The 25,833-nt window shown below is 69.2% G+C and carries 18 protein-coding genes and 1 riboswitch; of the genes, 8 read left to right on the forward strand and 10 right to left on the reverse strand.

Translation table 11 applies throughout. The features are described from left to right. Positions 1–19: 19 nt before the first annotated feature. Positions 20–661, forward strand: a complete 642-nt coding sequence (locus DCN14_RS20445) for an NAD(P)H-binding protein (protein ID WP_096509010.1) — start codon at positions 20–22, stop codon at positions 659–661. Positions 662–939: 278 nt separating this feature from the next. Then, entirely contained in the window at positions 940–1,410 is a 471-nt protein-coding gene (locus tag DCN14_RS20450) for an Lrp/AsnC family transcriptional regulator (protein ID WP_096509011.1), read from the forward strand. Between the two features lie 94 nt (positions 1,411–1,504). On the opposite strand, the gene DCN14_RS20455 is transcribed toward DCN14_RS20450, so the two are convergent. The 3 genes from DCN14_RS20455 to DCN14_RS20465 are packed head-to-tail and all read right to left on the reverse strand — an operon-like array spanning position 1,505 to position 4,992. After that, positions 1,505–2,278 (reverse strand): ABC transporter ATP-binding protein, encoded by a 774-nt coding sequence (locus tag DCN14_RS20455; RefSeq protein ID WP_096509012.1) that lies wholly within the window; start codon positions 2,276–2,278, stop codon positions 1,505–1,507. Between the two features lie 4 nt (positions 2,279–2,282). Next, positions 2,283–3,959: an iron ABC transporter permease gene (locus tag DCN14_RS20460; RefSeq protein ID WP_096509013.1), complete on the reverse strand. Its 1,677-nt coding sequence runs from the start codon at positions 3,957–3,959 to the stop codon at positions 2,283–2,285. After that, positions 3,949–4,992 carry a Fe(3+) ABC transporter substrate-binding protein gene (locus DCN14_RS20465; protein ID WP_096509014.1) on the reverse strand — a complete coding sequence of 348 codons (1,044 nt, stop codon included), beginning with the start codon at positions 4,990–4,992 and terminating at the stop codon, positions 3,949–3,951. Before DCN14_RS20465 ends, DCN14_RS20460 begins: the two co-directional genes overlap by 11 nt. A 241-nt stretch (positions 4,993–5,233) precedes the next feature. Here DCN14_RS20465 and DCN14_RS38450 point away from each other — a divergent pair, with 241 nt between their 5' ends. After that, the gene (locus tag DCN14_RS38450) at positions 5,234–5,401 is read left to right on the forward strand and encodes a hypothetical protein (RefSeq protein ID WP_096509015.1); all 168 of its coding nucleotides are present in this window, start codon (positions 5,234–5,236) and stop codon (positions 5,399–5,401) included. A 161-nt stretch (positions 5,402–5,562) separates the two neighbouring features. Here DCN14_RS38450 and DCN14_RS20475 read toward each other — a convergent pair whose 3' ends face one another. Both DCN14_RS20475 and DCN14_RS20480 read right to left on the reverse strand, forming a co-directional pair. Further along, complete coding sequence (locus tag DCN14_RS20475) at positions 5,563–6,930, reverse strand: amino acid permease (RefSeq protein ID WP_096509016.1); 1,368 nt, start codon at positions 6,928–6,930, stop codon at positions 5,563–5,565. 282 nt (positions 6,931–7,212) lie between these two features. Beyond that, a complete protein-coding gene (locus DCN14_RS20480; protein ID WP_115531430.1) occupies positions 7,213–9,504 on the reverse strand; it encodes an FUSC family membrane protein in 2,292 nt (763 codons plus the stop codon). A 181-nt stretch (positions 9,505–9,685) separates the two neighbouring features. Between DCN14_RS20480 and recC the strand changes: the two genes are divergently transcribed. Genes recC through arfB form a run of 4 tightly spaced genes read left to right on the forward strand, consistent with a single transcriptional unit; the run spans position 9,686 to position 19,441 of the window. After that, positions 9,686–13,024: an exodeoxyribonuclease V subunit gamma gene (recC, locus tag DCN14_RS20485; RefSeq protein WP_096502936.1), complete on the forward strand. Its 3,339-nt coding sequence runs from the start codon at positions 9,686–9,688 to the stop codon at positions 13,022–13,024. After that, positions 13,021–16,713 (forward strand): exodeoxyribonuclease V subunit beta, encoded by a 3,693-nt coding sequence (gene recB / locus DCN14_RS20490; RefSeq protein ID WP_096502934.1) that lies wholly within the window; start codon positions 13,021–13,023, stop codon positions 16,711–16,713. The genes recC and recB overlap by 4 nt, the downstream gene beginning before the upstream one ends. Next, positions 16,710–19,040, forward strand: a complete 2,331-nt coding sequence (locus DCN14_RS20495) for an AAA family ATPase (protein ID WP_096502932.1) — start codon at positions 16,710–16,712, stop codon at positions 19,038–19,040. Before recB ends, DCN14_RS20495 begins: the two co-directional genes overlap by 4 nt. After that, entirely contained in the window at positions 19,037–19,441 is a 405-nt protein-coding gene (arfB, locus tag DCN14_RS20500; RefSeq protein ID WP_096502930.1) for an alternative ribosome rescue aminoacyl-tRNA hydrolase ArfB, read from the forward strand. Before DCN14_RS20495 ends, arfB begins: the two co-directional genes overlap by 4 nt. Before the next feature lie 47 nt (positions 19,442–19,488). Here the strand turns inward: arfB and DCN14_RS20505 are convergent, their stop codons facing one another. The 5 genes from DCN14_RS20505 to thiC form a co-directional block, all read right to left on the reverse strand. Then, entirely contained in the window at positions 19,489–20,769 is a 1,281-nt protein-coding gene (locus DCN14_RS20505; RefSeq protein ID WP_096502928.1) for an EAL domain-containing protein, read from the reverse strand. A gap of 333 nt (positions 20,770–21,102) precedes the next feature. After that, positions 21,103–22,029 carry a DMT family transporter gene (locus DCN14_RS20510; RefSeq protein WP_096502926.1) on the reverse strand — a complete coding sequence of 309 codons (927 nt, stop codon included), beginning with the start codon at positions 22,027–22,029 and terminating at the stop codon, positions 21,103–21,105. Positions 22,030–22,161: 132 nt separating this feature from the next. Then, a complete protein-coding gene (locus tag DCN14_RS20515; RefSeq protein ID WP_096502924.1) occupies positions 22,162–22,410 on the reverse strand; it encodes a hypothetical protein in 249 nt (82 codons plus the stop codon). A 222-nt stretch (positions 22,411–22,632) separates the two neighbouring features. Continuing rightward, entirely contained in the window at positions 22,633–22,845 is a 213-nt protein-coding gene (locus DCN14_RS20520) for a glycine zipper 2TM domain-containing protein (protein WP_096502922.1), read from the reverse strand. Positions 22,846–23,087: 242 nt separating this feature from the next. Beyond that, a complete protein-coding gene (thiC, locus tag DCN14_RS20525) occupies positions 23,088–25,019 on the reverse strand; it encodes a phosphomethylpyrimidine synthase ThiC (RefSeq protein ID WP_096502920.1) in 1,932 nt (643 codons plus the stop codon). Positions 25,020–25,143: 124 nt separating this feature from the next. After that, positions 25,144–25,260: riboswitch (TPP riboswitch) on the reverse strand. A 267-nt stretch (positions 25,261–25,527) separates the two neighbouring features. Between thiC and DCN14_RS20530 the strand changes: the two genes are divergently transcribed. Continuing rightward, complete coding sequence (locus tag DCN14_RS20530; RefSeq protein WP_096502918.1) at positions 25,528–25,776, forward strand: pentapeptide MXKDX repeat protein; 249 nt, start codon at positions 25,528–25,530, stop codon at positions 25,774–25,776. Positions 25,777–25,833 lie beyond the last annotated feature (57 nt).

The following is a 25,833-nucleotide window of genomic DNA, read 5'->3' on the forward strand; positions in this document are numbered from 1 at the left end:
TTATTTCTGGAGAATCGACATGACGCAACGTACCTTGAACATCGCGCTGTTCGGCGCCACCGGCATGATCGGCTCGCGCATCGCCGCGGAAGCCGCGCGTCGCGGCCATCGCGTGACCGCACTGTCGCGCCATCCGGGCCCGGCCGGCGACGGCATCACCGCGAAGGCGGCCGATCTGTTCGATGCGGCCAGCATTGCGGCCGCGCTGCCGGGGCACGATGTCGTCGCGAGCGCGTACGGTCCGAAACAGGACGATGCCGCGAAGGTCGTCACGGCCGCGAAGGCGCTGGTTGCCGGCACGCGCGAAGCGGGCCTGAAGCGGCTCGTGGTGGTGGGCGGCGCCGGTTCGCTCGAAGTGGCGCCCGGCAAGCAGCTCGTCGACACCGAAGGCTTCCCGGATGCATACAAGGCGGTCGCGCTCGCGCACCGCGATGCGCTCAACTACCTGGAGACGGTCAGCGATCTCGACTGGACGTTCTTCGCACCGGCCGCGCTGATCGCGCCGGGCGAGCGCACGGGCACGTTCCGTACCGGCGCCGGCAAGCTGATCGCGGACGCGCAGGGCAACAGCAAGATTTCGGCGGAAGACTATGCGGTCGCGTTCGTCGATGCGCTCGAGCAGGACAGCTTCGTACGCGAGATCGCAACGGTCGCGTATTGAGCGGCATCGCGGCGGGCGGCGCGTAAGCAGCGGCTATCGCACGCGGTGGCGCGTCGCAACGGGTCGTGATTTCAGGCGATTCCCCCTCGACGGGCGGAGTCGCCTGTTTCGTTTGGCGCGTCGATTCGACACGCGCCGGCGCGAGCGGAAGTGCGCACGGCACATCGTCTCGCGCTCGATTGGTATTTATCCCGGTCGACGCGGTGCAGCGGTTTCCATATTGTTCCCCGTCATGCTGAATGCATAGAAAAAATTTCTATCGAAAAGGGACCGGGTAAATGGATGCCATCGATCGCAAGCTGCTGGAGCTGTTGCAGGCAGATGCCACACTGCCGATCGCGGAGCTCGCGCAGCGGGTGAACCTGTCGCAGACGCCATGCTGGAAGCGCGTGCAGCGGCTCAAGGAAACCGGCGCGATCCGCGCGCAGGTCGCGCTGTGCGATCCGCGCAAGCTCGGCGTCGGCACGACCGTGTTCGTCGCGATCCGCACCAACCAGCACACCGAAGAGTGGGCGCAGCGCTTTACGCAGGCCGTGCGCGACATGCCGGAGGTCGTCGAGGTGTACCGGATGAGCGGCGAGACCGACTATTTGCTGCGCGTGGTGGTGGCCGGCATCGACGATTACGATCGCGTGTACAAGCAACTGATCCGGACGGTGCCGCTGTTCGACGTCAGCTCGTCGTTCGCGATGGAGCAGATCAAGTATTCGACCGCGCTGCCGGTGCGCGATCTTTCCGAGCCGGCGTAAGAGCGGCATCCGGCCCGCTTGCGCGACGAGGCGACAAGTTGCGGCTCGGCGTGCGGGTGTGTGCCCCCGGCGACGATGCGCACCGTGACCGCGCTCAGCGGCCCCGTGCCAATGCGCGCGCGCGTTCGTCCGCCAGCGCGTCGCGGCGCACGAACTCCGCGACGAACGGGCTGGCCGGATGGCGATGCAGCGCATACGGCGTGTCCCATTGCGCGAGCTGGCCATCCTTCATCACGCCGATCCGGTCGGCGATCGCAAATGCTTCCGCCTGGTTGTGCGTGACCAGGATCGCCGTGTGCCCGGTGCGCTTCAGGATCTCGCGCAGTTCGAACGCGAGCCGTTCGCGCGTATCGACGTCGAGATTGGAGAACGGTTCGTCGAGCAGCAGTAGTTCCGGCGACGGCGCGAGCGCGCGGGCGAGGGCGACGCGTTGCTGCTGGCCGCCCGACAGTTCGTGCGGATAGGCGTCGCCCGAATCGGCGAGACCGACGAGATCGAGCATGTCGGCGACCCGCACGCGCCGTTCGGCCTTCGGCAGCCGGCGCAGGCCGAACGCGACGTTCTCGGCCGCGCTCAGGTGGGGGAACAGCGCGTAGTCCTGGAACATCATCCCGATGCGCCGCCGCTCGGGCGGCACGTCGAGCGCCGGTGCCGCGACGGGCGTGCCGTCCAGCACGATGCGCCCCATGCGCACCGGCTCGAAGCCGGCGATCGCGCGCAGCACGGTGGTCTTTCCGCAACCCGACGCGCCGAGCAGGCAGCCGATGTCGCCGCGCGGCAGCGCGAGGCTCAGCCCGTCGACCACCGTGCGGCGGCCTTGCGGCGTGTCGTAGGCGACGCAGAGGTCGTCGAGTTCGAGCAGGTTCACGGTGTCAGGCTCCGATCTTGTGGCGGGTGCGCGCGAGCAGGATCACCGGCACGAGCCCGGCCAGCACGATCGCGAGCGCGGCGACCGCGCCTTCCTCATAGGTGCCGCGCGCGGCTTCCGCATACAGCCAGGTCGCGAGCGTGTCGAAATTCAGCGGGCGCAGCAGCAGCGTCGCCGGCAGCTCCTTCATCGCGTCGACGAAGACGAGCAGCGCGCTCGTCGTGAGCGCGGGCCGCAGCAGCGGCAGGTGCACGCGGCGCAGCGTGCCGCCGGCCGTCTCGCCGAGCGAGCGCGCGGCCTGTTCGAGCGACGGCGGAATCCGTGCGAGGCCGGCCTCGATGCTGCCGGTCGAGATCGCGAGAAAGCGCACCGCGTAGGCGATCACGAGCGCGGCTGCGGAGCCCATCAGCAGCAGCCCGTTGCGGCCGAGCGCCGCGCCGAGCAGCCGGTCGGCCGCCGCGAACGTGATCAGCAGGCCGATCGCGAGCACGGTGCCCGGCACCGCATAGCCGAGGCTCGCGATCCGCGCGCATGCGCGGGCCGGACCCGCACGCGCGCTGTCGCGCTGCGCGCGCGCCGCCCACGCGACGATGAGCCCGCACACGAGCGTCGCGACGGTCGCGGCGGCGGCGATCGTCAGCGTGTTCGCGAGCCCGGTCAGCAGTTGCGCGGAGACGCCGCCGACGAGATGCAGCCGCTTGCCGGTCTCGGCGGCGAGATACGCGGCCGGCGCGCCGAAGCCGAGCAGCACGGGCAGCCAGCAGAGCGCGGCGGCGCTCCATGCGGCCGCGCCCGTCAGCCGGCGCGGCGCGATCGGGCGCATGCGCCGGCCGTGCGCGTAGCGCTGGCGGCGGCGTCCGTAACGTTCGAGCGCGATCATGCCGACGACGATCGCCAGCATCGCGAGTGCGATCTGTGCGGCGCCGGCGAGGTCGGAGCGCGTGATCCACGTCGTGTAGACCGATACGGTCAGCGTCTGCACACCGAGGAATTCCGACGCGCCGATGTCGTTCAGCGTTTCGAGCAGCGCGAGACTCACGCCGACCGCGATCGCGGGGCGCGCGAGCGGCACGACGACGCGCCAGAACGTCGCGATGCGTCCCGCGCCGAGCGTGCGCGCCGCTTCGAGCAGGCTCGCGGACTGCGTGACGAACATCGCGCGCGTACTCAGGTACACATACGGATAGAGCACGAAACCGAGCACGAAGATCGCGCCGGGCAGCGAGCGCAGGTCGGGCAGGCGGAACTGGCGCGGGCTGTCGAAGCCGAGCAGCGCGCGCAGCGCGCTTTGCACGGGGCCGATCGGATGCAGCAGGTCGAGGTACGCGAACGCGACGATATAGGTGGGCACCGCGAGCGGCAGCAGTAGCGCCCACGTCAGCGTTCGGCGGCCGGGGAAGTCGTACGCGGTGACGAGCCACGCGCAGCCGGTGCCGATCACCGTGACGATCGCGCCGACGCCCGCGAGCAGCAGCAGCGTATTGGCGAGCGCCTGGGGCAGCACGAATTCGGCGAGATGCCGCCAGTGCGCGAGATCGGCGCCGAATGCGGCGGCGACCAGCACCGCGAGCGGCGCCGCGACCGCCGCGGCGATCGCGACGGCCGCGATCAGCGAAAGGCTGCCCGCGCGCGGGCGCAACGGCTGGCGGCGCGCACGGACGAACGACGCATCAGTTGTCAAAGCCGACCTTGTCGACGAGCTGGCTGGCCGCCTTGCGGTGTTTCGCGATCTCCGTCAGCGGCAACGGGTCGACCTTCAGCGTGCCGAAGCTCGCGATCACCGGATCGAGCTTCACGTTCGCGCGCACCGGGTATTCGTAGTTCGCCTGCGCATACAGCGCCTGCGCTTGCGGCGACACCAGATACTCGAGCAGCTTCACCGCGTTGGCCTTGTGCGGCGCGTGCTTCGCGACCGTTGCGCCGCTGACGTTCACGTGCGTGCCGCCGCTCTTCGCGTTTGCGAACGTCGGCCGCACGACCTTGATCGCGTCGCCCCACTTGCGTGCATCGGTGCCGGGCTCGGCATTCTTCATGTGGCCGACGTAGTAAGCATTCGCGAGACCGACGTCGCAGATGCCGCCGAGGATGTCGCGCGCGACGTCGCGGTCGCCGCCCGTCGCCTTGCGCGCGAGGTTCGCCTTCACGCCGCGCAGCCACTTTTCGGTCGCGGCTTCGCCGTCGTGCGCGATCATCGCGGCGACGAGCGCGGTGTTGTACGGATGCTGCCCCGAGCGAATGCAGACCTTGCCCTTCCATTTCGGATCGGCGAGATCCTCGTAGCGGAACGTGTCGACCTTCAGGTCCTTTTCCACATACAGCACGCGATCGCGCAGCGACAGCGCATACCAGTCGCCTTGCGCGCCGCGCAGGTTCGCCGGAATCGCGTCGTCGAGCACCTTCGAGCGCACCGGTTGCGCGAGCCCGCCGTCGACGAGATCGAGCAGGTTGCCGATGTCGACCGTCATCAGCACGTCGGCGGGCGACTGCGCGCCTTCGGCCTTCACCCGTTCGAGCAGGCCGTCCTTCACGAACACCGTATTGACCTTGACGCCGCTCTGCTGCGTGAACGCGTCGATCAGCGGCTGGATCAGCTTCGGTTCGCGCGTGGTGTACAGGCTGACTTCCTCGGCTGCCTGGGCCAGCGGCGCGAATGCGGCGGCGGCAAGGGCGAGGGCGCCGGCGAGCGGCAGCAGGCGGGTGCGCGGATTCGACATGGAGACTCCGGTGAGGCAGGCGGGCGAAGGAGCGTTCCGGGGTGTGCCTGCCATCCGGGCAACCCGAAACATTACAAAACGAAAGATTCGGGATTCTAGATCGGAATGGGAATGATTATCAAATGAAAGGTTTTGGCGGAGGCGGGGAACGGCGGGGGACGGAACGCAAACGGGGCGTCGCAGCACGTGCGCAAGCGCGTAGAATGCCCGCTTCGACAAAATTGACGGAGTCGCCCCGACCATGAACGATCAGCGCAAGAAGAATCCTGTCCGCAACGTGAGCATCCTGATCGTCGTGGCCGTGCTGCTCGTGATCGGGACGATCCTGTACAACGCGGTCTCGCAGAAGCGCGCATACGACGAGGCCCATCCGGCCGAGGCTGCGAGCGCGAGCGCCGCGTCGCACTGAACGAACGGGCGCTGCTCCGGACCCTGGCGGTCGGGCGCAGCGGCCGGGACAGCAACGGCGAGGAGCGGAACGGGCGGCTGACGACACACGCTGCGTCGCGCCGTGCCGAAAGAAAAACGGGCGCCGAAACCGGCGCCCGCGCGGGGGAGATCAGTCGTGCGTCAACGTGACGCAGCGGCAAACTTCGGGCGGATCCGTGCGTAGAACACGACCGCGAGCAGCGCGAGCCATGCCGCGCCGACGTAGAGTGCGACGCGCGTATCGTCGAACCAGCCGAGCATCACGATCACGAAACCCATGAACGCGATCGTCAGCGCCGGCGCGACCGGCCACAGCGGCACCTTGAACTTCAGCGCCGCGACTTCCGTGCTCGACAGGCGACGGCGCATCGCGACCTGCGACAGCAGGATCATCAGCCACACCCAAACGGTCGCGAACGTCGCGATCGCCGCGACCACCAGGAACACGTCCTTCGGCATCAGGTAGTTGAGCACCACGCCGACGAACAGCGCGCCCGCCATCACGAGCACCGTGACCCACGGCACGCCGTGTCGCGACGTCGTCATCAGCACGCGCGGCGCCTGGCCCTGCCGCGCCATCCCGAACATCATCCGGCCCGCGCCGAAGATGTCGCTGTTGATCGCCGAGATCGCCGCGCTGATCACCACGAGGTTGAGGATCGTCGCGGCCGACTTCACGCCGAGCGCCGAGAAGATCTGCACGAACGGGCTGCCGTCGTTGCCGACGCCCGTCCACGGGCTGATCGACATCAACACGACCATCGTCAGCACATAGAACAGCAGGATGCGCGCCGGCACCGCGTTGATCGCACGCGGAATCACGCGCTCCGGATCCTTCGCCTCGCCGGCGCTCATCCCGATCACCTCGATGCCGCCGTACGCGAAGATCACGACCGACAGCGACGCGATCAGGCCGCCGACGCCGTTCGGGAAGAAGCCGCCATGGTTCCACAGGTTCGCGAAGGTCGGCACGTCGGCCGAATGGCCGAAGTGCATGCCGGTCAGCAGGATCGCGACGCCGCCGCCGATCATCGCGACGATCGCGCCGACCTTGATGATCGACAGCCAGAATTCGAGCTCGCCGAACACCTTCACGTGGCACAGGTTCAGCCCGCAGATGACCGCGACGACGCCGAGCACCCAGATCCATTGCGGGACGTCCGGAAACCAGAAGCCCATGTAGATGCCGAACGCGGTGATGTCGGCGATCGCGACGATCACCATTTCGAGCGTGTAGGTCCAGCCGGTGACGAAACCGGCGAACGGGCCCAGGTTTTCGGTCGCGTAGTGGCCGAACGAGCCGGCGACGGGCTCGCGCACGGCCATCTCGCCGAGCGCGCGCATCACCATGTAGACGGCCGCGCCGCCCAGGATGTAGGCCAGGATCACCGCCGGGCCCGCGAGCTGGATCGCCGACGCCGAACCGTAGAACAAACCGGTGCCGATCGCCGAGCCCAGCGCGAGAAAGCGGATGTGCCGCGCGCTCAGGTGGCGCTGCAAGTTCTTCATCGAGTCTCCGATATCGTTGTGCTGCGGACCGGGCGAGCGGGCCGGTCCGGTTGGCTCAAGTTGTCTATACAACTTAAAATGTGAACGAATGATAACAAGCCGGGCAGATGGCCGGAATCGGGTATTCCCTGACTGGCGCAACCGCGGGAATCGAGGCTGACGCGAGCGCGCGGCCGGCGGGCCGCCGCGCGAGGCGGATGGGTCATGCGTGCGGGGAGGGCTGGAACGGGGCGCGCCGGCGGCCGCCCCGCCGCGCGCGAGGCGAGCACCGGCGGGACGACGTCATGCGGGCAGGCGGATGACGCTCGCGTCCTTGCGGATCAGTAGCGACGACGCAAGCATCTGCTTGCACTGGTGCGCGAGCACCTTGAGGTCGTGCGTGAGCTCGGCGCCGACCGCGTCGGATTTTTCCGCGGAGACGACCATCGCGTCGAGCTCGCGCGTGATCTGCTTCGTTGCGTCGAGCTGGTCGGCCGGCGGCGGCTCGCCGGCTTCCGCCTTTTCGAGATTGTCGAGCACGGCGGACAGGCCTCGGTGCAGCGCGTCGTCGTGGACGAAGCTGTCGTCGGCCGCGCACGCGCTGCGGATCAGCGGTGCCGCGGCCGTGATCTGTGCGCCGAGCACGTGCGTCTGCACGAGCAGGTCGTTCAACTCGGGCACGAAGCGCTGGTGCGCCTTCGGCTCGATCATCATTCGCTGGAACGCCTGGCCGAGGTTCGCGAACGCGATGTTCACGTCCTTGCGCGCGAGGCGGTACCGGTAGTCGGCGTCGAGGCTCGCGGCCGGCGTCTCGATCGCCGCGGCGACGCCCGGCACGACGGCCGCGCCGTCGGCGGCCGGCACGGGCGGCGGCGACGCGCCGCGCCCGGCGCGCCACACGGCCTCGAAATACTTGCGGGTCGACGTGAGCATGTCGGTGACGAGCTTGCCCATCAGCCGGTATTCCCAGTACGGGAACAGCCGGCTCGCGGCGATCGCGATCATGCAGCCGACCACGGTGTCGATCGCGCGCTCGCCGATGATCCGCATGCTGCCCGGCGCGAGCAGATGGAACATCAGCAGCACGTACGACGACGTGAACACGACGCTCGCCGTGTAGTTGAACAGCAGCAGGCTGTAGCTCATCACCATCGACCCGAACATGATCGCGATCAGCAGGTGCGGCTCCTTCACCGTGTAGATCAGCGCGATGCTCGCCGCGCAGCCGATCAGCGTGCCGATGATCCGCTGCGCGTTGCGCTGCTTGGTCAGCGAGTAGCCCGGCTTCAGGATGATGATGCTCGTCATCACGATCCAGTACGCGTTCGTGAGCGGCAACAGCCGGCCGAGCCAGAAGCCGACGGCCACCGCGATCGTCACGCGCAGCGCGTGGCGGAAGCTCGGCGAGCGCATGTTCAGGTTCGAGAAGATCAGCAGCGGCGACATCCGGCGACGCTGCAGGAAGCGCGTGAGCGCCTTGTCGATCTTCAGTTCGGTCTGCTGCGGGTCGGCGTGGCCGGACAGGTTGCGCCGCATCCGGTCGATCAGGCGCGTCGCGCTCCAGATGCGCCGGAACGTCGCGAGCACCGCCGCGTACGCCTCCGGATTGCTGGCCGCGAAGTTCTTCTTGCGCATCAGCTCGATCTCGTACTCGATCGCGCGCAGTTCGGCCTTCACGCTGATCCGCGAATGCGGCGCGCGGTTTTCGAGCACCGCGAGGCCGATCTCCTCGAGATCGGCGGCCGCCTTGCGGATCAGGTCGCGGTAGAAAATGATCAGGTCCGAGCCGCCGAACGTGTTGCGCACGAGCGGGTAGTCGGTGTGCGCGCCGACGAACAGCTCGTGCAGGTCGACGCTGTTGATGAACAGGTTGTACATCGTCGTGCGGCCGGGGTCGAGCTTGCCGCGGCGCAGTTTCGGCAGGTTGCGCAGCACGATGTCGCGCGCGGTTTCCTGCGTTTCGACCGCCGAGATCTGCTTGGCGACGAGATTGCGGTAGCACTCGTCGAGATCGGCCTCGAGATCGTAGAACTGCGCGCGCGCGAGCAGGTAGTCGGCGCACGCGAACAGGCTCTCGGCGAGCGCCTGCTGCTCGATCCGGCGCGCCTGCCATTGCGACACGAAGGTTGCCCAGTACGTGTACCAGAGGCCGCCCGCGAGGATCCAGCCGGCGTTGATGAACGCCTGCAGCGGCGTGAACTTCTCCTCGAGCGTCATCACCATCATGAACAGCGTCGCGAAGCTGATCTGCGGCCAGCGGTTGCCGTATACGACGATCAGCGACAGCACGAACGTGAGCGGCACGATCGTCAGCCACAGCGCGAAGATGTGCGGTGTCGCGAGGCCGGTCGCGAGCGCGGCCAGGAAGCCGATCACGCTGCACGCGAGCATTTCGTTGTGCTTGTACTTGAGCGGGCCGGGCATGTCGACGACGCACGCGCCGAGCGCGCCGGTCGAGATCGTGAAGCCGAGATCCCGGTTGTGAAACACGATCAGGCACAGTACCGCCGGCAGCGACACGCCGACCGCGATCCGCAGGCCGCCGAAAAAATACTGGCTGTAGAAAAACTTTCTGATTTCGACCGAATAGCGCATCGATGGGCTGAATGGCAGACGAAGACGCCCGGGGCGGCGTATTGACTGGCGACGAGTCTATCGTATTTCGCGGTCCGCAAAACCTGGCCGTTCGGACGAGGTTCGCCGCGACGGCCCTTTTGCTATCCTTGGTGCTCCTGTTCGCCCGGCCCGGCCGGCGCGACGCACCGACACCCGCTTCATGCTCCATCTCTTCTATTCGAACCGTCACGAAACGCTGGCCGACGCGCTGCTCGACGATCTGGCCGCGTTCCCGGCCCGCAACGGCCCGTGGGCGCCGCAGCAGGTCATCGTGCCGAGCGCGGCGCTGCGCCGCCGTCTCGAACTCGACATCGCCGCGCGCCACGGCGTGTGCGCGAACGTCGAGTTCACGTATCTCGCGCAATGGCTGTGGGCGCAGATCGGCCGCGTGCTGACGGTGCCCGCGCGCTCGCCGTTCGCGCCGGACCGCCTCGTGTGGCGCTGCTACCGGCTGTTCGCGCAGGCCGCGGGCGGCACGCCGTGGCTTGCGTCGCCGCGGCTGGCCGCGTATCTGTCGGCGTCCGACGATGCGATGCGCTACGAACTCGCGCATCGCGTCGCGGCCGTGCTCGATCATTACCTGACCTACCGGCCCGAATGGCTGGCCGCCTGGCAGGCCGGCGAGTCGGTGCTCGCGGGCGACGGCGCGCCGCGCGGCATCAGCGACGCCGCGCGCGACGACGAGCAGTGGCAGGCCGCGTTGTGGCGCGCGCTGCTCGCCGAGCTGAGCGACAGCGGCACGCCGCCCGCGCATCGCTTTCTCGTCGAGGCGCGCAACCTCGATCCCGAGACCGTCGCGCGCGCCGACTGGCCGGAGTCGGTCAGCGTGTTCGCACTGCCGACCATGCCGCCGCTGCACGTCGCGCTGCTGCGCGAGCTGTCGCGCTGGATCGACGTACGCGTCTATGCGCTCAACCCGTGCCGCGAATTCTGGTTCGACATCGTCACCGCCGCGCATGCCGAGGCGCTCGATGCGGCCGGGCGGCTCGACTATCAGGAAGTCGGCCACCCGCTGCTCGCGGAGTGGGGCCGGCAGACGCAGGCGCAGCTGCACATGCTGCACGAGCTGACCGAAAGCGCCGCGTCAGGCGACGCATCGCGTTTCGTCGGGAATCCCGCGCCGACCTGGCTCGCGCGCGTGCAGAACGCGATCCTCGATCTGCAGCCGGAGGACGAGCGCGGCGACGCGCCGGCCGAACGCGGCATCGAGGTGCACGTGTGCCACAGCCTCGCGCGCCAGCTCGAGGTGCTGCATGACCGGCTGCTCGCGTGGTTCGATGCCGACGCGACGCTGCAGCCGTCCGATGTGCTGGTGGCGGTCGCCGATCTCGCGGCGGCCGGGCCGCTGATCGATGCCGTGTTCGGCACGGCGGGCACCGGCGGCGCGCGCGTGCCTTACCGGATCACCGGCCTGCCGCCGTCGCAGGCGAACCCGGTCGCGCGCGTATTGCTCGAATGGCTCGTGCTGCCGGAGCGGCAGGTCGGTGCGCCGGAGCTGGTCGAATGGCTGCGCGTCGACGCGGTGGCGGCCCGCTACGGGATCGACGCGGCCGCGCTCGAAACGGTGCAGACCTGGCTTGCGGCCGCCGGCGCGCGGCGAGGGCTGTCGCCGACGACGAGCGACGACGCGGCGGTCCCCGCGCCGCGCCATACGTTCTCCGATGCGCTCGCGCGGCTCTTCCTCGGTTATGCGATGCCCGAAGGTGCGGCTCCGGTCGGCGCGTGGCTGCCGATCGAAGCGGCCACCGGCAGCGAGGCCGAACTGCTCGGCCGGCTCGCGCGTTTCACCGACGATCTCGACGGCTTCGCGCGGCGGCTCGCCGATGCGCACACGCCGCGCGCATGGAGCGAACTGTTCGCCGACACGCTCGCGCGCTTCTTCGACTCCGGCGCCGCGTATGCCGACGCGCTCGCGGGCGTGCGCGATGCGCTCGACGCGATGCTGGCGGCCATGACCGAAGGCGCGCCCGACGAGGCGTTGCCTGCGGCGGTGGTGCGCGCGGGGCTGGCTGCCGCGCTCGACGATCCGGCGCGCGGCGGGGTGCCGTGGGGCGGCGTCACGTTCTCGTCGCTGACGAGCCTGCGCGGGCTGCCGTATCGCGTCGTATGCCTGCTCGGGATGGACGACGGCGTGCTGCCGAGCCTCGCGCGCGCGGACGAATTCGACCTGATGGCCGTGCTGCCGAAGCTCGGCGACCGGCAGCGCCGCGACGACGAGCGCAACCTGTTCCTCGACCTGCTGCTCGCGGCGCGCGACCGGCTGCTGATCGCCTATACGGGGCGCAGCATCCGCGACAACGCGCCGTTACCGCCCGCGGCGCTCGTCGACGAACTGCTCGACCATCTCGCGCTCGTTACGGCCGGCCCCGACGCCGCACCGGACGCGGTCGATGCCGCGCGGCGCGCGTTCGTCGTCGAGCATCCGCTGCAACCGTTCGCGGCCGCGTATTTCCAGCCCGACAGCGAACTGGCTTCGTACGACGCCGAGCGCGCGACGCTTGCGGCGCTGCTGGCGGCCGAAGCGTCGCGCGATGCGACGCGCGGGCAGCCGTTCTTCGCGCAGCCGCTGCCGGCCGAGCCGGCCGAGCCTGTCGCGTTCAGCGAATTCGAGCGCTTCTGGCGGCATCCGGCGCGTGCGTTGCTGCGCGCGCGGCTCGGCATCCTGCTGTCCGACGCGCAGGCCGAACTGCTCGACACGGAGCCGTTCGCGCTCGACTTTGCCGGCAGCGACGCGCTCGCCGAGCGCGTGCTGCCGCTCCTGATCGAATCGGACGAAGGCGGCGTGCACGACCACGCGCTGCGTATCGCGGACGCCAGCCCGGAACTGCCGGGCGGCGCGACGGGCGCGGTCTGGCGCGACCAGGCGCTCGGCTCGATGACGCAGCTCGCGTCGAATGTGCGGCGCGCGCTCGTCGACGGGATGGAACGGCGGCCGTTCACGCTCGAGGTCGCGCCCGCATGGCCGGACACGGAGCAGGCGCTGTTCGGCGCCGACGATGCGATGCTGGCCGGCGACGCGGTGAGCGCGCCGCTCGAGTTGCACGGCACGCTGAACCGGCTGACGCCGGCAGGGCAGATCATCTATCGCTATGCCCGGCCGAGCGCGCGCGACTACCTGTCCGCGTGGCTTGCGCACCTCGTCTACTGCGCGGTGGTGCCCGATGGCCCGCGCCGCACGCTGTGGTTCGGCAGCGGCGGCGCATTCGAACTCACGCCGGTCGCGGCGCCGCTCGAACGGCTCGCGCCGCTTGCCGCGCTGTTTCGCGCGGGGCGGCGCATGCCGCTGCGGTTCTTTCCACGCAGCGCATGGGCACGGGTCTCCGACGGCGAGGCCAAGGCCGCGAGCGTGTGGATCAACGAGCGTGTGGCGAGCGAAGCCGATGACCCGGCCATCGCGATCGCGTGGCGTGGTGCGCATCCATCGCTCGACGAGCCGTTCGGCACGCTCGCGCGGCTCGTGTTCGAGCCGATGCTCGAACATCTGAAGGAGGTCGCATGAGCGCCGCATCCCAGCCGCAGGCGGCGCTCGAACTCGACGTGTTCGCGTGTCCGCTCGACGGCGTCAACCAGATCGAGGCGTCTGCCGGCACCGGCAAGACGTGGAACATCTGCGCGCTGTACGTGCGCCTGCTGCTCGAAAAGGATCTCGGCGCGGACCAGATCCTCGTCGTGACCTTCACGAAGGCGGCGACGGCCGAACTGCACGAGCGGATTCGCGGGCGGCTCGCGCAGCTCGCGCATGCGCTCGATACGGGCGACGACGGCGGCGATCCGTTCGTCGCGCGCCTGCTCGAGACGACGCTCGGCGCAGCCGGCGCGCTCGATCCCGAGACGGCCGCGAAGCGGATCCGGCGCGCGCTGCGCGCGTTCGACCAGGCGGCGATCCATACGATCCATGCGTTCTGCCAGCGTGCATTGCAGGAAGCGCCGTTCGCGGCCGCGATGCCGTTCGCGTTCGACATGCAGGCCGACGATGCGGCGCTGCGCTTCGAGCTCGCGGCGGACTTCTGGCGCACACGTGTCGAGCCGGCGGCCGCACGCTGGCCCGGTTTCGCGACGTGGCTCGTCGATTCGGGCGCAGGGCCGGCCGCGCTCGATGCGCAGCTCGCCCGCCGGCTGAAGAAGCCGCTCGCCGCGCTGCGCTGGGACGGCGTGGGCGAGCCGGACGAATCGGCGGAAGTCGCCGCCGCGGCGTGCTTCGAGGAAGCCGCGCGGATGTGGGCCGACGAGCGCGACGCGATCGACGCGTTGTTGCGCACCGCGCAGCCCGCGCTCAACCAGCGCTCGCACAAACCCGACGCGATCGTCGATGCGCTCGGCGCGTGGTCCGCGCATTTCGCGCAGGGCGATGCGACGGCCGCGTTGCCGAAGGCGGCGCTCAAGCTCACGCGCACCGCGCTCGTGAAAGCGACGAAAAAGGGCGGCGCGACACCGGAGCACCCGTTCTTCGACGTCGCCGACGCGCTCGACGCGGCGGTGGCCGCGGCCGAGGCCACGCAGCATGCGCGCTGGCTCGCGCTGATCGCCGACTGGCTCGACATGGCACCGGCCGAACTGGCCGAGCGCAAGCGTACGCGCCGCGTCGTGTCGTTCGACGACCTGCTCGCGAACCTGTATCACGCGCTGCATACGCATCCGTGGCTCGCCGAGACGCTGCGCGAACGCTATCCGGCCGCGCTGATCGACGAATTCCAGGATACCGACCCGCTGCAGTTCGCGATCTTCGACCGGATTTTCGCGCCGCGCGGGCCGCTCTTTCTCGTGGGCGATCCGAAGCAGGCGATCTACAGCTTCCGCGCGGCGGATCTGCATACCTATCTGGCCGCGCGCGCCAGTGCGAGCGCGTGCTATACGCTCGCGGTCAACCAGCGCTCGACGCCGGCGATCGTCGATGCGTGCAACCGCTTCTTCATGTCGAATCCGCGCGCGTTCGTGCTCGACGGGCTCGACTATTACGCGGTGCGGGCCGGCACGCGTGTGCGTGCGCCGTTCGTCGACGGCACCGACCCGGCCCCGGCCGGCGATTTCCGGATCTGGACGCTGCCGGGCGGTGACGCCACGCTGCTCAAGCGCGACGCGCAAGCGCAAGCTGCTCAGGCCTGTGCGGCCGAGATCGCGCGGCTGATGCGCGGCGCGCGCGAAGGGCACGCGCGGCTCGGCGATACGCCGCTGTCGCCGGGCGACATCGCGGTGCTCGTGCAGACGCACCGGCAGGGCAGTCTCGTGAAGCGCGTGCTTGCCACGTGGGGCATCGGCAGCGTCGAGCTCGCGCAGGCGTCGGTGTTTTCGACCGGCGACGCCGAGCAGCTCGAACGCGTGCTCGCGGCAATCGATGCGCCGGGCGATCTGCGGCGCTTGCGCGCGGCGCTCGCGGCCGACTGGTTCGGTCTCGATGCGGGCGCGCTGTGGCGCATGGAGCAGGGCGACGGCGAAGCGTCCGACAGCGCCGATGCGATGAGCTGGGTCGAGCGTTTTTCGCGCTATCGGCTGCTGTGGCGGGAACGCGGCTTCGCGGTGATGTGGCGCACGTTTACGCGCGAACTGCGCATCGCCGAGCGTCTGATGGCCGGTGCGGACGGCGAGCGCCGCGTGACCGACATCAATCACCTGGCCGAACTGACGCAGGCGCGCGCGTCCGCGCAGCCGGGCATCGCGCCGACGTTGCGCTGGCTTGCCGCGCAACGGCTCGACGGCGGCGGAGAGGAAGCGCAGTTGCGCCTCGAATCCGACCGCAACCTCGTGCAGATCGTGACCGTGCACAAGTCGAAGGGGCTCGAATACGCGGTCGTGTTCTGCCCGTTCCTGAACGATGGCGGCCTGCGCGAACCGCCTGCATCGGGGCTGCCCGATGCGCGCGAGTATCACGACGATGCGGGCGACGCGGTGCTGCATTACGGGTGCGACGACGAAGCCGCCGCGCACGCGGCGCGCCAGGCGTTGCGCGAGCAGGCGGCGGAACGCGCGCGGCTCGTCTACGTGGCGCTCACGCGCGCGGTCTATCGGTGCTATCTCGTCGCCGGGACGTATCTGTCGTCGCGATCGACCCGCGAGGCGCGGCGCAGCGTGCTCAACTGGCTCGTCGCGGGCGCCGGTCAGTCGTTCGACGCGTGGCTCGACGAGCCGCCCGACGAAGCGGCGCTCGACGCCGCATGGCAAGCCCTGGCGGGCGGCCCCGTGAGCGTCGCGCCGTTGCCGGTGCCCGTGCGTCGCGAGCGCCTCGCGGCCGGGCACGATGCGTCGCAGACGCTCGCGGCCCGTCACGCGACGCGCATGCTGCGCGATGCGTGGCGGATGGCGAGCTTCAGTTCGCTGACCGCGTCGATGGCGCGCGAGGAGGCAGGTGTCGCGATCGTGCCGGACGATGAATTGCGGCCCGATCACGATGCGCTTGCCGCGGTTGCACCGGACGGCGAATTCGCCGTGGCCGACACGGTCGCGGCCGAGCCGCCGGACGACGACATCCTGGTGTTTCCGCGCGGCGCGGCAGCCGGCGAGTGCCTGCATCGCTTGTTCGAACTGAGCCGCTTCACGGAGCCCGATTCGTGGCACCAGGCCGCGCTCGGCGCGTTGCACGACCGGCCGGTCGAGGCCGAACCCGAACTCGGGGTGCGGCTGCCGGCGATGATGGCGCGGCTCGTGGGCGACGTCGTCAGCACGGAGCTCGTGCCGGGCATGCGGCTTGCGGATCTCGATCCGGCGAAGCGGCTCGACGAAATGGGATTCCTGTTCCCGGCGCCGTCGCTCGAACTGGGCGCGCTGCGCCGGCTGCTGGTCGCGCACGGCTATCCGGACGTTGCGCTGGAGGCGGGCGTGCTCGCCGGTTTCATCAAGGGTTTCATCGACATGATCGTCGAACATGACGGCCGGTTCTGGATCGTCGACTGGAAGTCGAACCATCTCGGCAATACGCCCGATGCCTACGGCCCGCGCGCGCTCGACGTCGCGATGGCCGATCACGCGTATCACCTGCAGGCGCTGCTCTACACGGTCGCGCTGCATCGCTATCTGCGCGGGCGGCTGCCCGATTACGACTACGACACGCATATCGCGGGCTACCTGTACCTGTTCGTGCGCGGTGTGCGGCCCGGCTGGCGCAGCGGCGGCGAGCCGGCCGGCGTGCATGCGCGGCGGCCCGCGCGCGAACTCGTCGACGCGCTCGACCGGATGATGGAAGGGGGCCGCGCATGAACGTCTCCGACGATACGCTCGAATTCACCGGCGGCCTCGTGGCGCGGCTGCCCGAGCCGGCGGATTTCGGCATCGCGCTCGCGGAAGGATTCGCGCGCCGCATCGGCGATCTGTCGCGCCGCGCGGGCGCGCCGGCCGCGGCCGCGCGCTGGGCGGCGCGTGCCGCATTCGCGACGAGCCGCGCGACGGCGGGCGGCCACGTGTGCGTGTCGCTCGGCGCGCTCGCACAACGCTACGAGGCATCGCTCGACGACGTGCGCGCAGCGCTTGCCGCGAGCGGCGTGGTGGCATTCGGCACGCTTGCTCGCGGCGACGAGCGGCCGCTGATCGTCGACCGGCACGACCATCTGTATCTGTCGCGCTATTTCGACTACGAGCGGCGGCTCGCCGATGCGCTCGTCGCGCAGGCCGGCGAGGCCGCGCTCGACGACGCGTTGTCGCCCGAGCGGCTGCGCGACAGCCTCGCGCGCTACTTCGGGCCGGCGACGGGCGAAGTGGACTGGCAGCGCGTCGCGGCAATCGTCGCGCTGACGGGGCGCGTGACGATCGTCAGCGGCGGCCCCGGCACCGGCAAGACGACGACCGTCGTCGGCGTGCTGGCGTGCCTGCTCGACGCGCACCCGGGGTTGCGCATTGCGCTGGCTGCACCCACCGGCAAGGCCGCGCAGCGGATGCAGGAAGCGCTGCACGCGCGGGCAGGCGACCTGCCGCCGGAACTCGCCGCGCGCCTGCCCGACACGTCGTACACGCTGCATCGCCTGCTGGGCGGCGGCGGGGCAGCGGGCTTTCGCCATCATCGCGACAATCCGTTGCCGTACGACCTGATCGTAGTCGACGAGGCGTCGATGATCGACGTCGCGCTCGCCGCGCATCTGCTCGACGCGCTCGCGCCCGGCGCGCGGCTGGTGCTGCTCGGCGACAAGGACCAATTGGCCGCGGTCGAGGCCGGCGCGGTGTTCGCCGAACTGAGCGCGCGGCCGACATTTACCGCCGCGGCGCGCACGCGCATCGCGCAGGCGCTCGGCATCGACGAAGCCGCATTCGTCGCGGCGTTGCCGGTGCCGGACGACGGGCCTGCCGAAACGGGTGCGGCCGCGCGCACGGTTGCGGCTGCAGGCGCGGCGCCGGTCCAGGCGTCCGTACGGGCGTCGTTTACGGCCACGCGCAAGCCGGCGTCGCGGCCGAAACCGGATACGCGTCAGGCATCGCTCTTCGACGACGAACCGCAGGACGAGGTGGCGCCTCCGCCCGACACCGCACAACCGGCCGCTTCGCCGCAGCCTGCGGACGCCGCGTCGAGCGACACCCGCACCGCGACCGATGCCCGCGCGTCCGGAGCAGGCCCCGCATGGATCGAGGCCGACGAACTGGCATGGCTCGATGCGATCGAACTCGCGCCGTTCGATGCGAACGATGTCGCGGATGCAGCGTGGGGGGCGGCCGTCGCAGCGCGAGCCGATGAAACCGCGGCAGCGCATCCCGCGCCCGCGCCGCTCGCGGATTGCGTCGTATGGCTCGAACGCAATTACCGATTCGGTCTCGATTCGCCGATCGGCCGGCTGTCGCTGGCGATTCGCCGTGGCGACGTGCAGGCCGCGCTCGACGCGTTGCCGACGGACGATACGGCCGCCGCGTCGTTTCACGACGATGCGGGCGATACGCTGGCACCGTCGACGGTCGAACGGCTCGCGCGCCGGTTCGGCGCATACCTCGATGCGCTGCGCGTCGCGCTCGCGGCACCGGTGCCCGATCCGCTGCCGCTGTTCGATGCGCTCAACCGGTTCCGGATCCTGTGCGCGACGCGCACCGGTTCGCGCGGCGCCGAGCACGTCAATGCGCTCGTGGCCGCGCATGTGCGTCACGCGGCGCGCGTGCCGCTTGCGGTCGGTGCCCACTGGTTTACCGGGCGGCCGATCATGGTGACGCGCAACGACTATGCGCTCGGGTTGTTCAACGGCGACATCGGCATCGCGTTGCCGGACGCGCATGGCGTGTTGCGCGTGTGGTTCCGCCGCGCGGACGGCACCGCGCGCGCGGTGTCGCCCGCGGCGCTGCCGCCGCACGAAACGGCATTCGCGCTCACCGTCCACAAATCGCAGGGTTCGGAATTCGACGAGGCCGCGCTCGTGCTGCCGGCGTCGTTCGGCCGCGTGCTCACGCGCGAACTCGTCTATACGGCCGTCACGCGCGCCCGGGCGCGAGTGCAGGTGATCGGCCCGCGGCGCGTGCTGGCGCAGGCGGTCGCGACCCGCACGCAACGCGATTCGGGGCTCGCGGCGCGCGTCGACGAGGCGCTTGCGCGCCGCAGCAAGGAGACGCAGCGATGATGATCCGCTATACGCTCGATCCGGCCGAAGTCGAGTGGACGGCCGTGCGCGCGCAGGGGGCCGGCGGGCAGAACGTCAACAAGGTGTCGAGCGCGATTCACCTGCGGTTCGACATCCGCGCGTCGTCGCTGCCGCCCGTCATCAAGGAGCGGCTGCTCGCGCTGTCCGACCAGCGCATCACGCGCGACGGCATCGTCGTGATCAAGTCGCAGGAATACCGTACCCAGGAGAAAAACCGCGATGCGGCGCTCGCGCGGCTCGACGCGCTGATCGGCAGCGTCGCGTTCACGCCGCGCGCACGGGTCGCGACGCGGCCGACGCGTGCCTCGAAGGAGCGGCGGCTCGAACACAAGTCGCGCCGCAGCGCGGTGAAGTCGGGACGAGGAAAGATCGTCGACTGACGAAAGCGCGGTAGACGCGGCGCGCGGCAGAGAACTGCCGCGCGCCGTTACCGCATCACGGTTCCCGCGCTATCGAGCACGAAATCGACGCAGAACACGACGAGGCGGTTCTGCGCGCGAATCGCGACCGCCGCCGTGTAGCAGTCGCGGCCTTCCGTCAGCGAGAAGTGCGGGCCCATCAGCGCGACGCGCCCCGGCGCGGCGATCGCGCGCTGGAAGTAAGGCCGTCGCGACCAGTTGCTGTGGGTTTCCGGAAACAGCGGCGAAAGGCGGGTCGCGCTCGCGTGGCCGTCTTCCGGGCGCGCGCCGATCGACGGCAGGAACTGCTCGCCGATCTCGTCCGTGACGAACACGCGTCGCGCGGCCGGCACGGCAAACACGCGCTGCGCGGCATCGTTCAGGTTGCCGCTCGCCGAGAATGTGGCCGCCCCGGCAAGCACGAGCCGCTCGATGGCGTCGAAACCCGGTTGTTCGGCGACCACCGGCGTATGCCGGTGAGCGATGAAGCGTTGCCACGCGGCGTCGAGCATCGCGGGCGCCGCGGCGCTCGCGTGTGCGATCGACGCATCGGGCTGGCCGAACTGGAAGCCCTGGACGAAATCGATGTCGGCCTCCATCAGCGCCTGCAGCGCGTCGTCGCTTTCGACGCCCTCGGCGAGCACCATCGCGCCGGCCTGATGGAGCATCGACACGAGGTGATGCATGATGCGGCGATCGTCGGTCGACCACGTCGCGCGCTCGACGAGCGAACGGTCGAGCTTGACGATATCGGGTCGTGCGCGCCACACGCGGTCGAAATTCGAGAATCCGGTGCCGAAATCGTCGATCGCGATCAGGAAGTCGCGATGCTGGATCATGTCGATCGTGCGCGCGAGCGCGGCTTCGTCGCGTGCCGGCTGTTCGACGACTTCCAGCACGATGCGGTTCGGCGGCAGCGCGAAATGCCGGCACAGCGCCTCGACGAATTCGCGCTGCACGAGGCCCGAATCGAGCACGCGCGGCGTCACGTTCAGGAACAGCCAGCCGTCGCCGATGCCTTGCGAGACGAAATTGGCCGTATGCAGGCAGCGGGCGAGCCGGTCGAGCAGCAGCGCGTCGGCGTCGGCGCGTGTCCTGTCGAACAGCGCGATCGGCGAGAGCAGCGTGCCGTCCGTATCCACGACGCGCAGCAGCGCTTCGTAACCGACCACGCGCTTGTGCGTGATCGACAGCACCGGTTGGAACACGCTGCGCAGCGTCGTGTTGCGATAAGTAGCGAGCCAGCCGCTCGGGGTTGGCTTGAGGCGTTCGAGCAGGGAATTGAGCGAGAGGTCGCGAGGGGGCTTCATGTCAACGGTGCCCGGCGAACGGGGGGGCGGTATCGTGCCGCCACGTTGAAGCAGTCGCACGCGCAGGTGGACGCGAAAGAACGTGGTGCATCGTAACCGCCTTCTGCGGATGAGTATTCCGAGTGTAATGGGAACGGGGCGATTCGCGTATCAGGGTAACTCCAGACGCAAACGCTAAACAGGCGCCGTGCCGGTGCCATTGCGCGAGAACAACGAAGTCGAACGAAGATAGCGCCGGAACGCCGGATGGCCGCGCGACCGTGCGCGGCCGTCGATCGACAGCGCGGTCGCGGGGAATCTGGCGACCAGCGGCGGGGCCGCCGCTCGCGCGGCTCAGGCCGCTTTGCCGCCGCGCGTGCGCAGGCCGGGAATCCGCTTGATCGCGCCGGTCGCGAGCGCGGTGCCGACCAGCACGATCGCGCAGCCTTCGATCATCACGATCGACACGCGCTCGCCGAGGAACAGCGCGCCCCACAGCAGGCCGAACACGGGAATCACGAACGTGACGGTAATCGCGCGGGACGGCCCGATATGCGAGATCAGAAAGAAGTAGATGAAATACGCGATACCCGTACATGCGATGCCGAGCGCGAGCACGGCGCCCCATGCGTGCGCGCTGACCGTCGCGGCCGGCCAGGTCGCGATCGCGAACGGCAGCAGCAGCACGGTCGAGCCGATCATGCTGCCGGTCGCGTTGACGAGCGGGTCGACGCCGGTGAGCTTGCGCTTCGTGTAGTTGGCCGCGATCCCGTACAGCAGCGTCGCGCCCAGCGCGGCGGCGGCCGCAAGCGCGGTTGCGCTGGCGCCGGTGCTGCCGTGCGCGTTCGCGATCTGGTTCCACACGAGCGTGAGCACGCCGGCAAAGCCGATCACGAGGCCGAGCGTGCGCGGCAGCGACAGCGTGTCCTTCAGCCACACATAGGCGACGAGCGCGCCCCACAGCGGGGCTGTCGCGTTGATCACCGACGTCACGCCGGCCGACAGCGTCAGTTCGGCATAGGCGAACAGGCAGAACGGCGCACCCGAGTTCAGTACGCCGACGACGAACAATGGCACCGCGTGCTGGCGCAGCCGAGCGGCGAGTTCGGCCGGCTTGAAACGGGTCAGCGCGAGGCCGATCAGGAACAGCGCGCCGATGCCCACCCGCAGAGCCATCAACGGGGCGACGCCGAATTCAGCGACGCCGATCCGGATGAACAGGAACGACGCGCCCCACAGGGCGGCGAGAATGGCGAGCAGAAAGGCGTTCTTGGGAGACATCGGTCGTGAAGGGCGAGGGGACGGGATGCGATGAATCTTACACCGCGTTACCGCACCGTCGTTTCACGACCGGATGAAACGGCAAGAAACAGGAAATGCCCGCCGCGGGCCGCGCAGGCGAGCCGGACGCGCTCAGTGATGGTGCCAGCCGCCGTGTCCGCCGAAACCGAAGTTCAGCGACATCGCCGGGCCCCAATAGCCGCCCCATGCCGGCGCATAGGCCGGCGCCGGATAGTAGTACGCGGGGCCGGGGTCGACATACGCGGGCGCCGGCTGGGCGGGCGCCGCCGCGTAATAGCCGGGCGGATAGTAGCCATACGGGTAATAGCAGCCGGCGAGTGTCGCGCACGCGAGCGCCGCGGCGACGAAGGTCCTGGTCATGATCTCTCTCCGGCGGGGCCGGCAATCGGCAGATGCTTAAGCTTAGGCCGCGCGGCGATGACGCGGGGCGCAAAACGGTAACGGATCATTTCCGCACGCGCCGGCGCCGGCCGCGCGGCAATCCGGGCGCCACATGCAAAAACGGCGCTTCCGCACCGCGGAAACGCCGTCTGCCCGAGCCGCGCCGCGTGTCGCGCGGCGAGGGGCGGGATACCGGGGCAGTTACTTGCCGACCTGGTTACCGATGATGCCGCCGGCCGCCGCGCCGCCCAGCGTCGACAGCGCACTGCCGCCGATCGCCGCGCCGGCCACGCCGCCGACGCCCGCGCCGATGGCCGTATCGCGCTGACGTCGTGACATCGAATCGCAGGCCGACAGGCTGGCCACCGTCGCGACGAGCAGCGCGCATACCCCAAAACGCCGAATCGTATTCATGATCGTTGTCCTTGTGGTAGTGAACGGAGGGCGCACGACCGACTGGCGGCCGCGCATGCACCCAATCTACCCGCCGTCTCCCGACGGCGCTGTAAGGACTTGTTAAGGCTCCGGCGGTTTCGTAATCATTTGTTTCGTTTGGGTCGGCAGGCACGCGGCGTGCGCCGCCGGGACGCAAAAAAGCCCGCTCGAAAGCGGGCTTTGCGCGGTGCGATGCGGTCCGTACGGACCGCCGCGAACGCTTATTGACGGTGATAGATCTCGGAGCCGGTCTTCACGAACTCGACCGCCTTGACTTCCATCCCCTTCTTCAGTGCTTCGGTTTCCGACACGCCTTGCTGCGCCGCGAACTCACGCACGTCCTGCGTGATCTTCATCGAGCAGAAGTGCGGGCCGCACATCGAGCAGAAGTGGGCGACCTTCGCCGAATCCTTCGGCAGCGTCTCGTCGTGGAATTCGCGAGCCTTGTCCGGATCCAGGCCGATGTTGAACTGGTCTTCCCAGCGGAACTCGAAACGCGCCTTCGACAGCGCGTTGTCGCGTACCTGCGCGCCAGGGTGGCCCTTGGCGAGGTCGGCGGCGTGCGCGGCGAGCTTGTACGTGATGATCCCTTCCTTCACGTCGTCCTTGTTCGGCAGCCCGAGGTGCTCCTTCGGCGTCACGTAGCAGAGCATCGCGGTGCCGAACCAGCCGATCATCGCGGCGCCGATGCCCGACGTGATGTGGTCGTAGCCCGGTGCGATGTCGGTGGTCAGCGGCCCGAGCGTGTAGAACGGCGCTTCCTTGCACCAGTCGAGCTGGAGATCCATGTTCTCCTTGATCAGTTGCATCGGCACGTGGCCGGGGCCTTCGATCATCACCTGCACGTCGTGCTTCCACGCGATCTGCGTGAGTTCGCCGAGCGTCTTCAGCTCGCCGAGCTGCGCTTCGTCGTTCGCGTCGTAGATCGAGCCGGGGCGCAGGCCGTCGCCGAGCGAGAAGCTCACGTCGTACGCCTTCATGATCTCGCAGATCTCTTCGAAGTGTTCGTACAGGAAGCTTTCCTTGTGATGCGCGAGGCACCACTTCGCCATGATCGAGCCGCCGCGCGACACGATGCCCGTCATCCGGTTCGCGGTGAGCGGCACGTACTGCAGGCGCACGCCGGCGTGGATCGTGAAGTAGTCGACGCCTTGCTCGGCCTGCTCGATCAGCGTGTCGCGGAAGATTTCCCAGGTGAGATCCTCGGCCTTGCCGTTGACCTTTTCCAGCGCCTGGTAGATCGGCACCGTACCGATCGGCACCGGGCTGTTGCGGATGATCCACTCGCGCGTTTCATGGATGTGCTTGCCGGTCGACAGATCCATCACCGTGTCGCCGCCCCAGCGGATCGCCCACGTCATCTTGTCGACTTCCTCGCCGATCGACGACGTGACGGCCGAGTTGCCGATGTTCGCGTTGATCTTCACGAGGAAGTTGCGGCCGATGATCATCGGCTCGGATTCCGGGTGGTTGATGTTCGCGGGGATGATCGCGCGGCCGCGTGCGATTTCGTCGCGCACGAATTCCGGCGTGATCTCGGCCAGCGCGTTCGCCCCGAAGGCCGCGGCGCCGAACGCTTGGCCCGGATGCTGGCGACCCATCATCGCGGCGAGCTTCTCGCCGTTCGGGCCGCTCGACTTCAGGCTCTCGATGTACTCGGCGCGACGCTGGTTCTCGCGGATCGCGATGTATTCCATTTCCGGCGTGATGATGCCTTGGCGCGCGTAGTGCATCTGCGTGACGTTCTTGCCGGCCTGTGCGCGGCGCGGGTTGCGGTGCAGGCCCGGGAACCGCAGGTCGGCGGTGGCCGGGTCGGCCGCGCGCTCGAGGCCGTACTGGCTCGACAGGCCGGAGAGCACTTCGGTGTCGCCGCGCGCTTCGATCCAGTCCTGGCGCAGCGCGGGCAGACCCGCGCGGATGTCGATCTTCGCGTCCGGATCGGTGTAGGGGCCCGACGTGTCGTACACGTAGATCGGCGGATTCTTTTCGCCGCCGAAGCCGGTCGGTGTGTCGGCCTGCGTGATTTCGCGCATCGGCACGCGGATGTCGGGCTGCGAGCCGGTTACATAAACCTTGCGCGAGTTGGGCAGCGGCGCGACGGCAGCGGCGTCGACGTGGGCGTCGGCAGACAGAAACTTCGGATTGGCGTTCATGCAATCTCCTGTGTGAGCGCCGGACAGGCGCTTCGGCGCTTGCCCGGAGCCCTTGACGAATGTGGGGCTCGAGCTAAGCAGGAGACGAGGTTTGGTGAGGCGGCGGATTTCGTCAGAAGGATGGCGGCGAAATCCGTACGCTTCCCTGCGCTGGCATTATCCAGATCAGGTTCAAAGGGTATTTCTCACCCGCAATGCCGGTTGTTTGACCGAGCGCATTGCAGGACCCCCGCGTTAGCAAGGGCACACGATACACCGGCTTCGCGGCGGTTTCAACCGGGAGCGGATCGGCTGCCCCGTGCGGCCGCAGCATGGCGGGTGGTGCGACGGCCCGTCGAAGTGGCGGCGCGCGCCGCCGTCGCACGGCCCCCTGGCTCGGCCGGCAGCGGCGAAGCGGTGCAACATGGCGCGCCTTCGCGCGGCCTCGAAAAAATTTCGCAGCGGCTGTCATTTCCCGCGACGTCGTCCGTCTATTCGGCTCCTTAAACCCATGTTCTGGATAGATGTCATGAAAAAGGTACTGATCGCCGCCTGCGTCGCTGCTTTCGCCACGCTTGCAACGGGCGCGTATGCGCAGAACGACGCGATGTCGCAAAACGGTTCGTCGATGTCGAAGGACGCGATGGGCCACGACACGATGGCGAAGGATGCCATGGGCCACGATGCGATGAAGAAGCACGGCATGAAGAAGCACGACGCGATGAAGAAGGACGCGATGGGCAAGTCGTCGGGCGACAAGATGGCGCCGTCGAACTGACGAAACCGGGCAGCGGCGCGGCCGGCGCGTGTGCTGGACGACGGCCGCCCGCGTTTC

It is taken from the genome of Burkholderia sp. IDO3, from assembly GCF_003366075.1.
In the GTDB taxonomy this organism is placed as follows: Bacteria; Pseudomonadota; Gammaproteobacteria; order Burkholderiales; family Burkholderiaceae; genus Burkholderia; species Burkholderia anthina.

Coding starts and splice junctions, on each gene's coding strand:
- DCN14_RS38450 (WP_096509015.1), top strand. CDS start 5,234: ATGAACGATCAGCGCAAGAAGAATCCTGTCCGCAACGTGAGCATCCTG.
- DCN14_RS20530 (WP_096502918.1), top strand. CDS start 25,528: ATGAAAAAGGTACTGATCGCCGCCTGCGTCGCTGCTTTCGCCACGCTT.
- DCN14_RS20465 (WP_096509014.1), bottom strand. CDS start 4,992: ATGTCGAATCCGCGCACCCGCCTGCTGCCGCTCGCCGGCGCCCTCGCC.
- DCN14_RS20475 (WP_096509016.1), bottom strand. CDS start 6,930: ATGAAGAACTTGCAGCGCCACCTGAGCGCGCGGCACATCCGCTTTCTC.
- arfB (WP_096502930.1), top strand. CDS start 19,037: ATGATGATCCGCTATACGCTCGATCCGGCCGAAGTCGAGTGGACGGCC.
- recC (WP_096502936.1), top strand. CDS start 9,686: ATGCTCCATCTCTTCTATTCGAACCGTCACGAAACGCTGGCCGACGCG.
- DCN14_RS20450 (WP_096509011.1), top strand. CDS start 940: ATGGATGCCATCGATCGCAAGCTGCTGGAGCTGTTGCAGGCAGATGCC.
- recB (WP_096502934.1), top strand. CDS start 13,021: ATGAGCGCCGCATCCCAGCCGCAGGCGGCGCTCGAACTCGACGTGTTC.
- DCN14_RS20515 (WP_096502924.1), bottom strand. CDS start 22,410: ATGACCAGGACCTTCGTCGCCGCGGCGCTCGCGTGCGCGACACTCGCC.
- DCN14_RS20445 (WP_096509010.1), top strand. CDS start 20: ATGACGCAACGTACCTTGAACATCGCGCTGTTCGGCGCCACCGGCATG.
- DCN14_RS20520 (WP_096502922.1), bottom strand. CDS start 22,845: ATGAATACGATTCGGCGTTTTGGGGTATGCGCGCTGCTCGTCGCGACG.
- DCN14_RS20510 (WP_096502926.1), bottom strand. CDS start 22,029: ATGTCTCCCAAGAACGCCTTTCTGCTCGCCATTCTCGCCGCCCTGTGG.
- DCN14_RS20495 (WP_096502932.1), top strand. CDS start 16,710: ATGAACGTCTCCGACGATACGCTCGAATTCACCGGCGGCCTCGTGGCG.
- DCN14_RS20480 (WP_115531430.1), bottom strand. CDS start 9,504: ATGCGCTATTCGGTCGAAATCAGAAAGTTTTTCTACAGCCAGTATTTT.
- thiC (WP_096502920.1), bottom strand. CDS start 25,019: ATGAACGCCAATCCGAAGTTTCTGTCTGCCGACGCCCACGTCGACGCC.
- DCN14_RS20505 (WP_096502928.1), bottom strand. CDS start 20,769: ATGAAGCCCCCTCGCGACCTCTCGCTCAATTCCCTGCTCGAACGCCTC.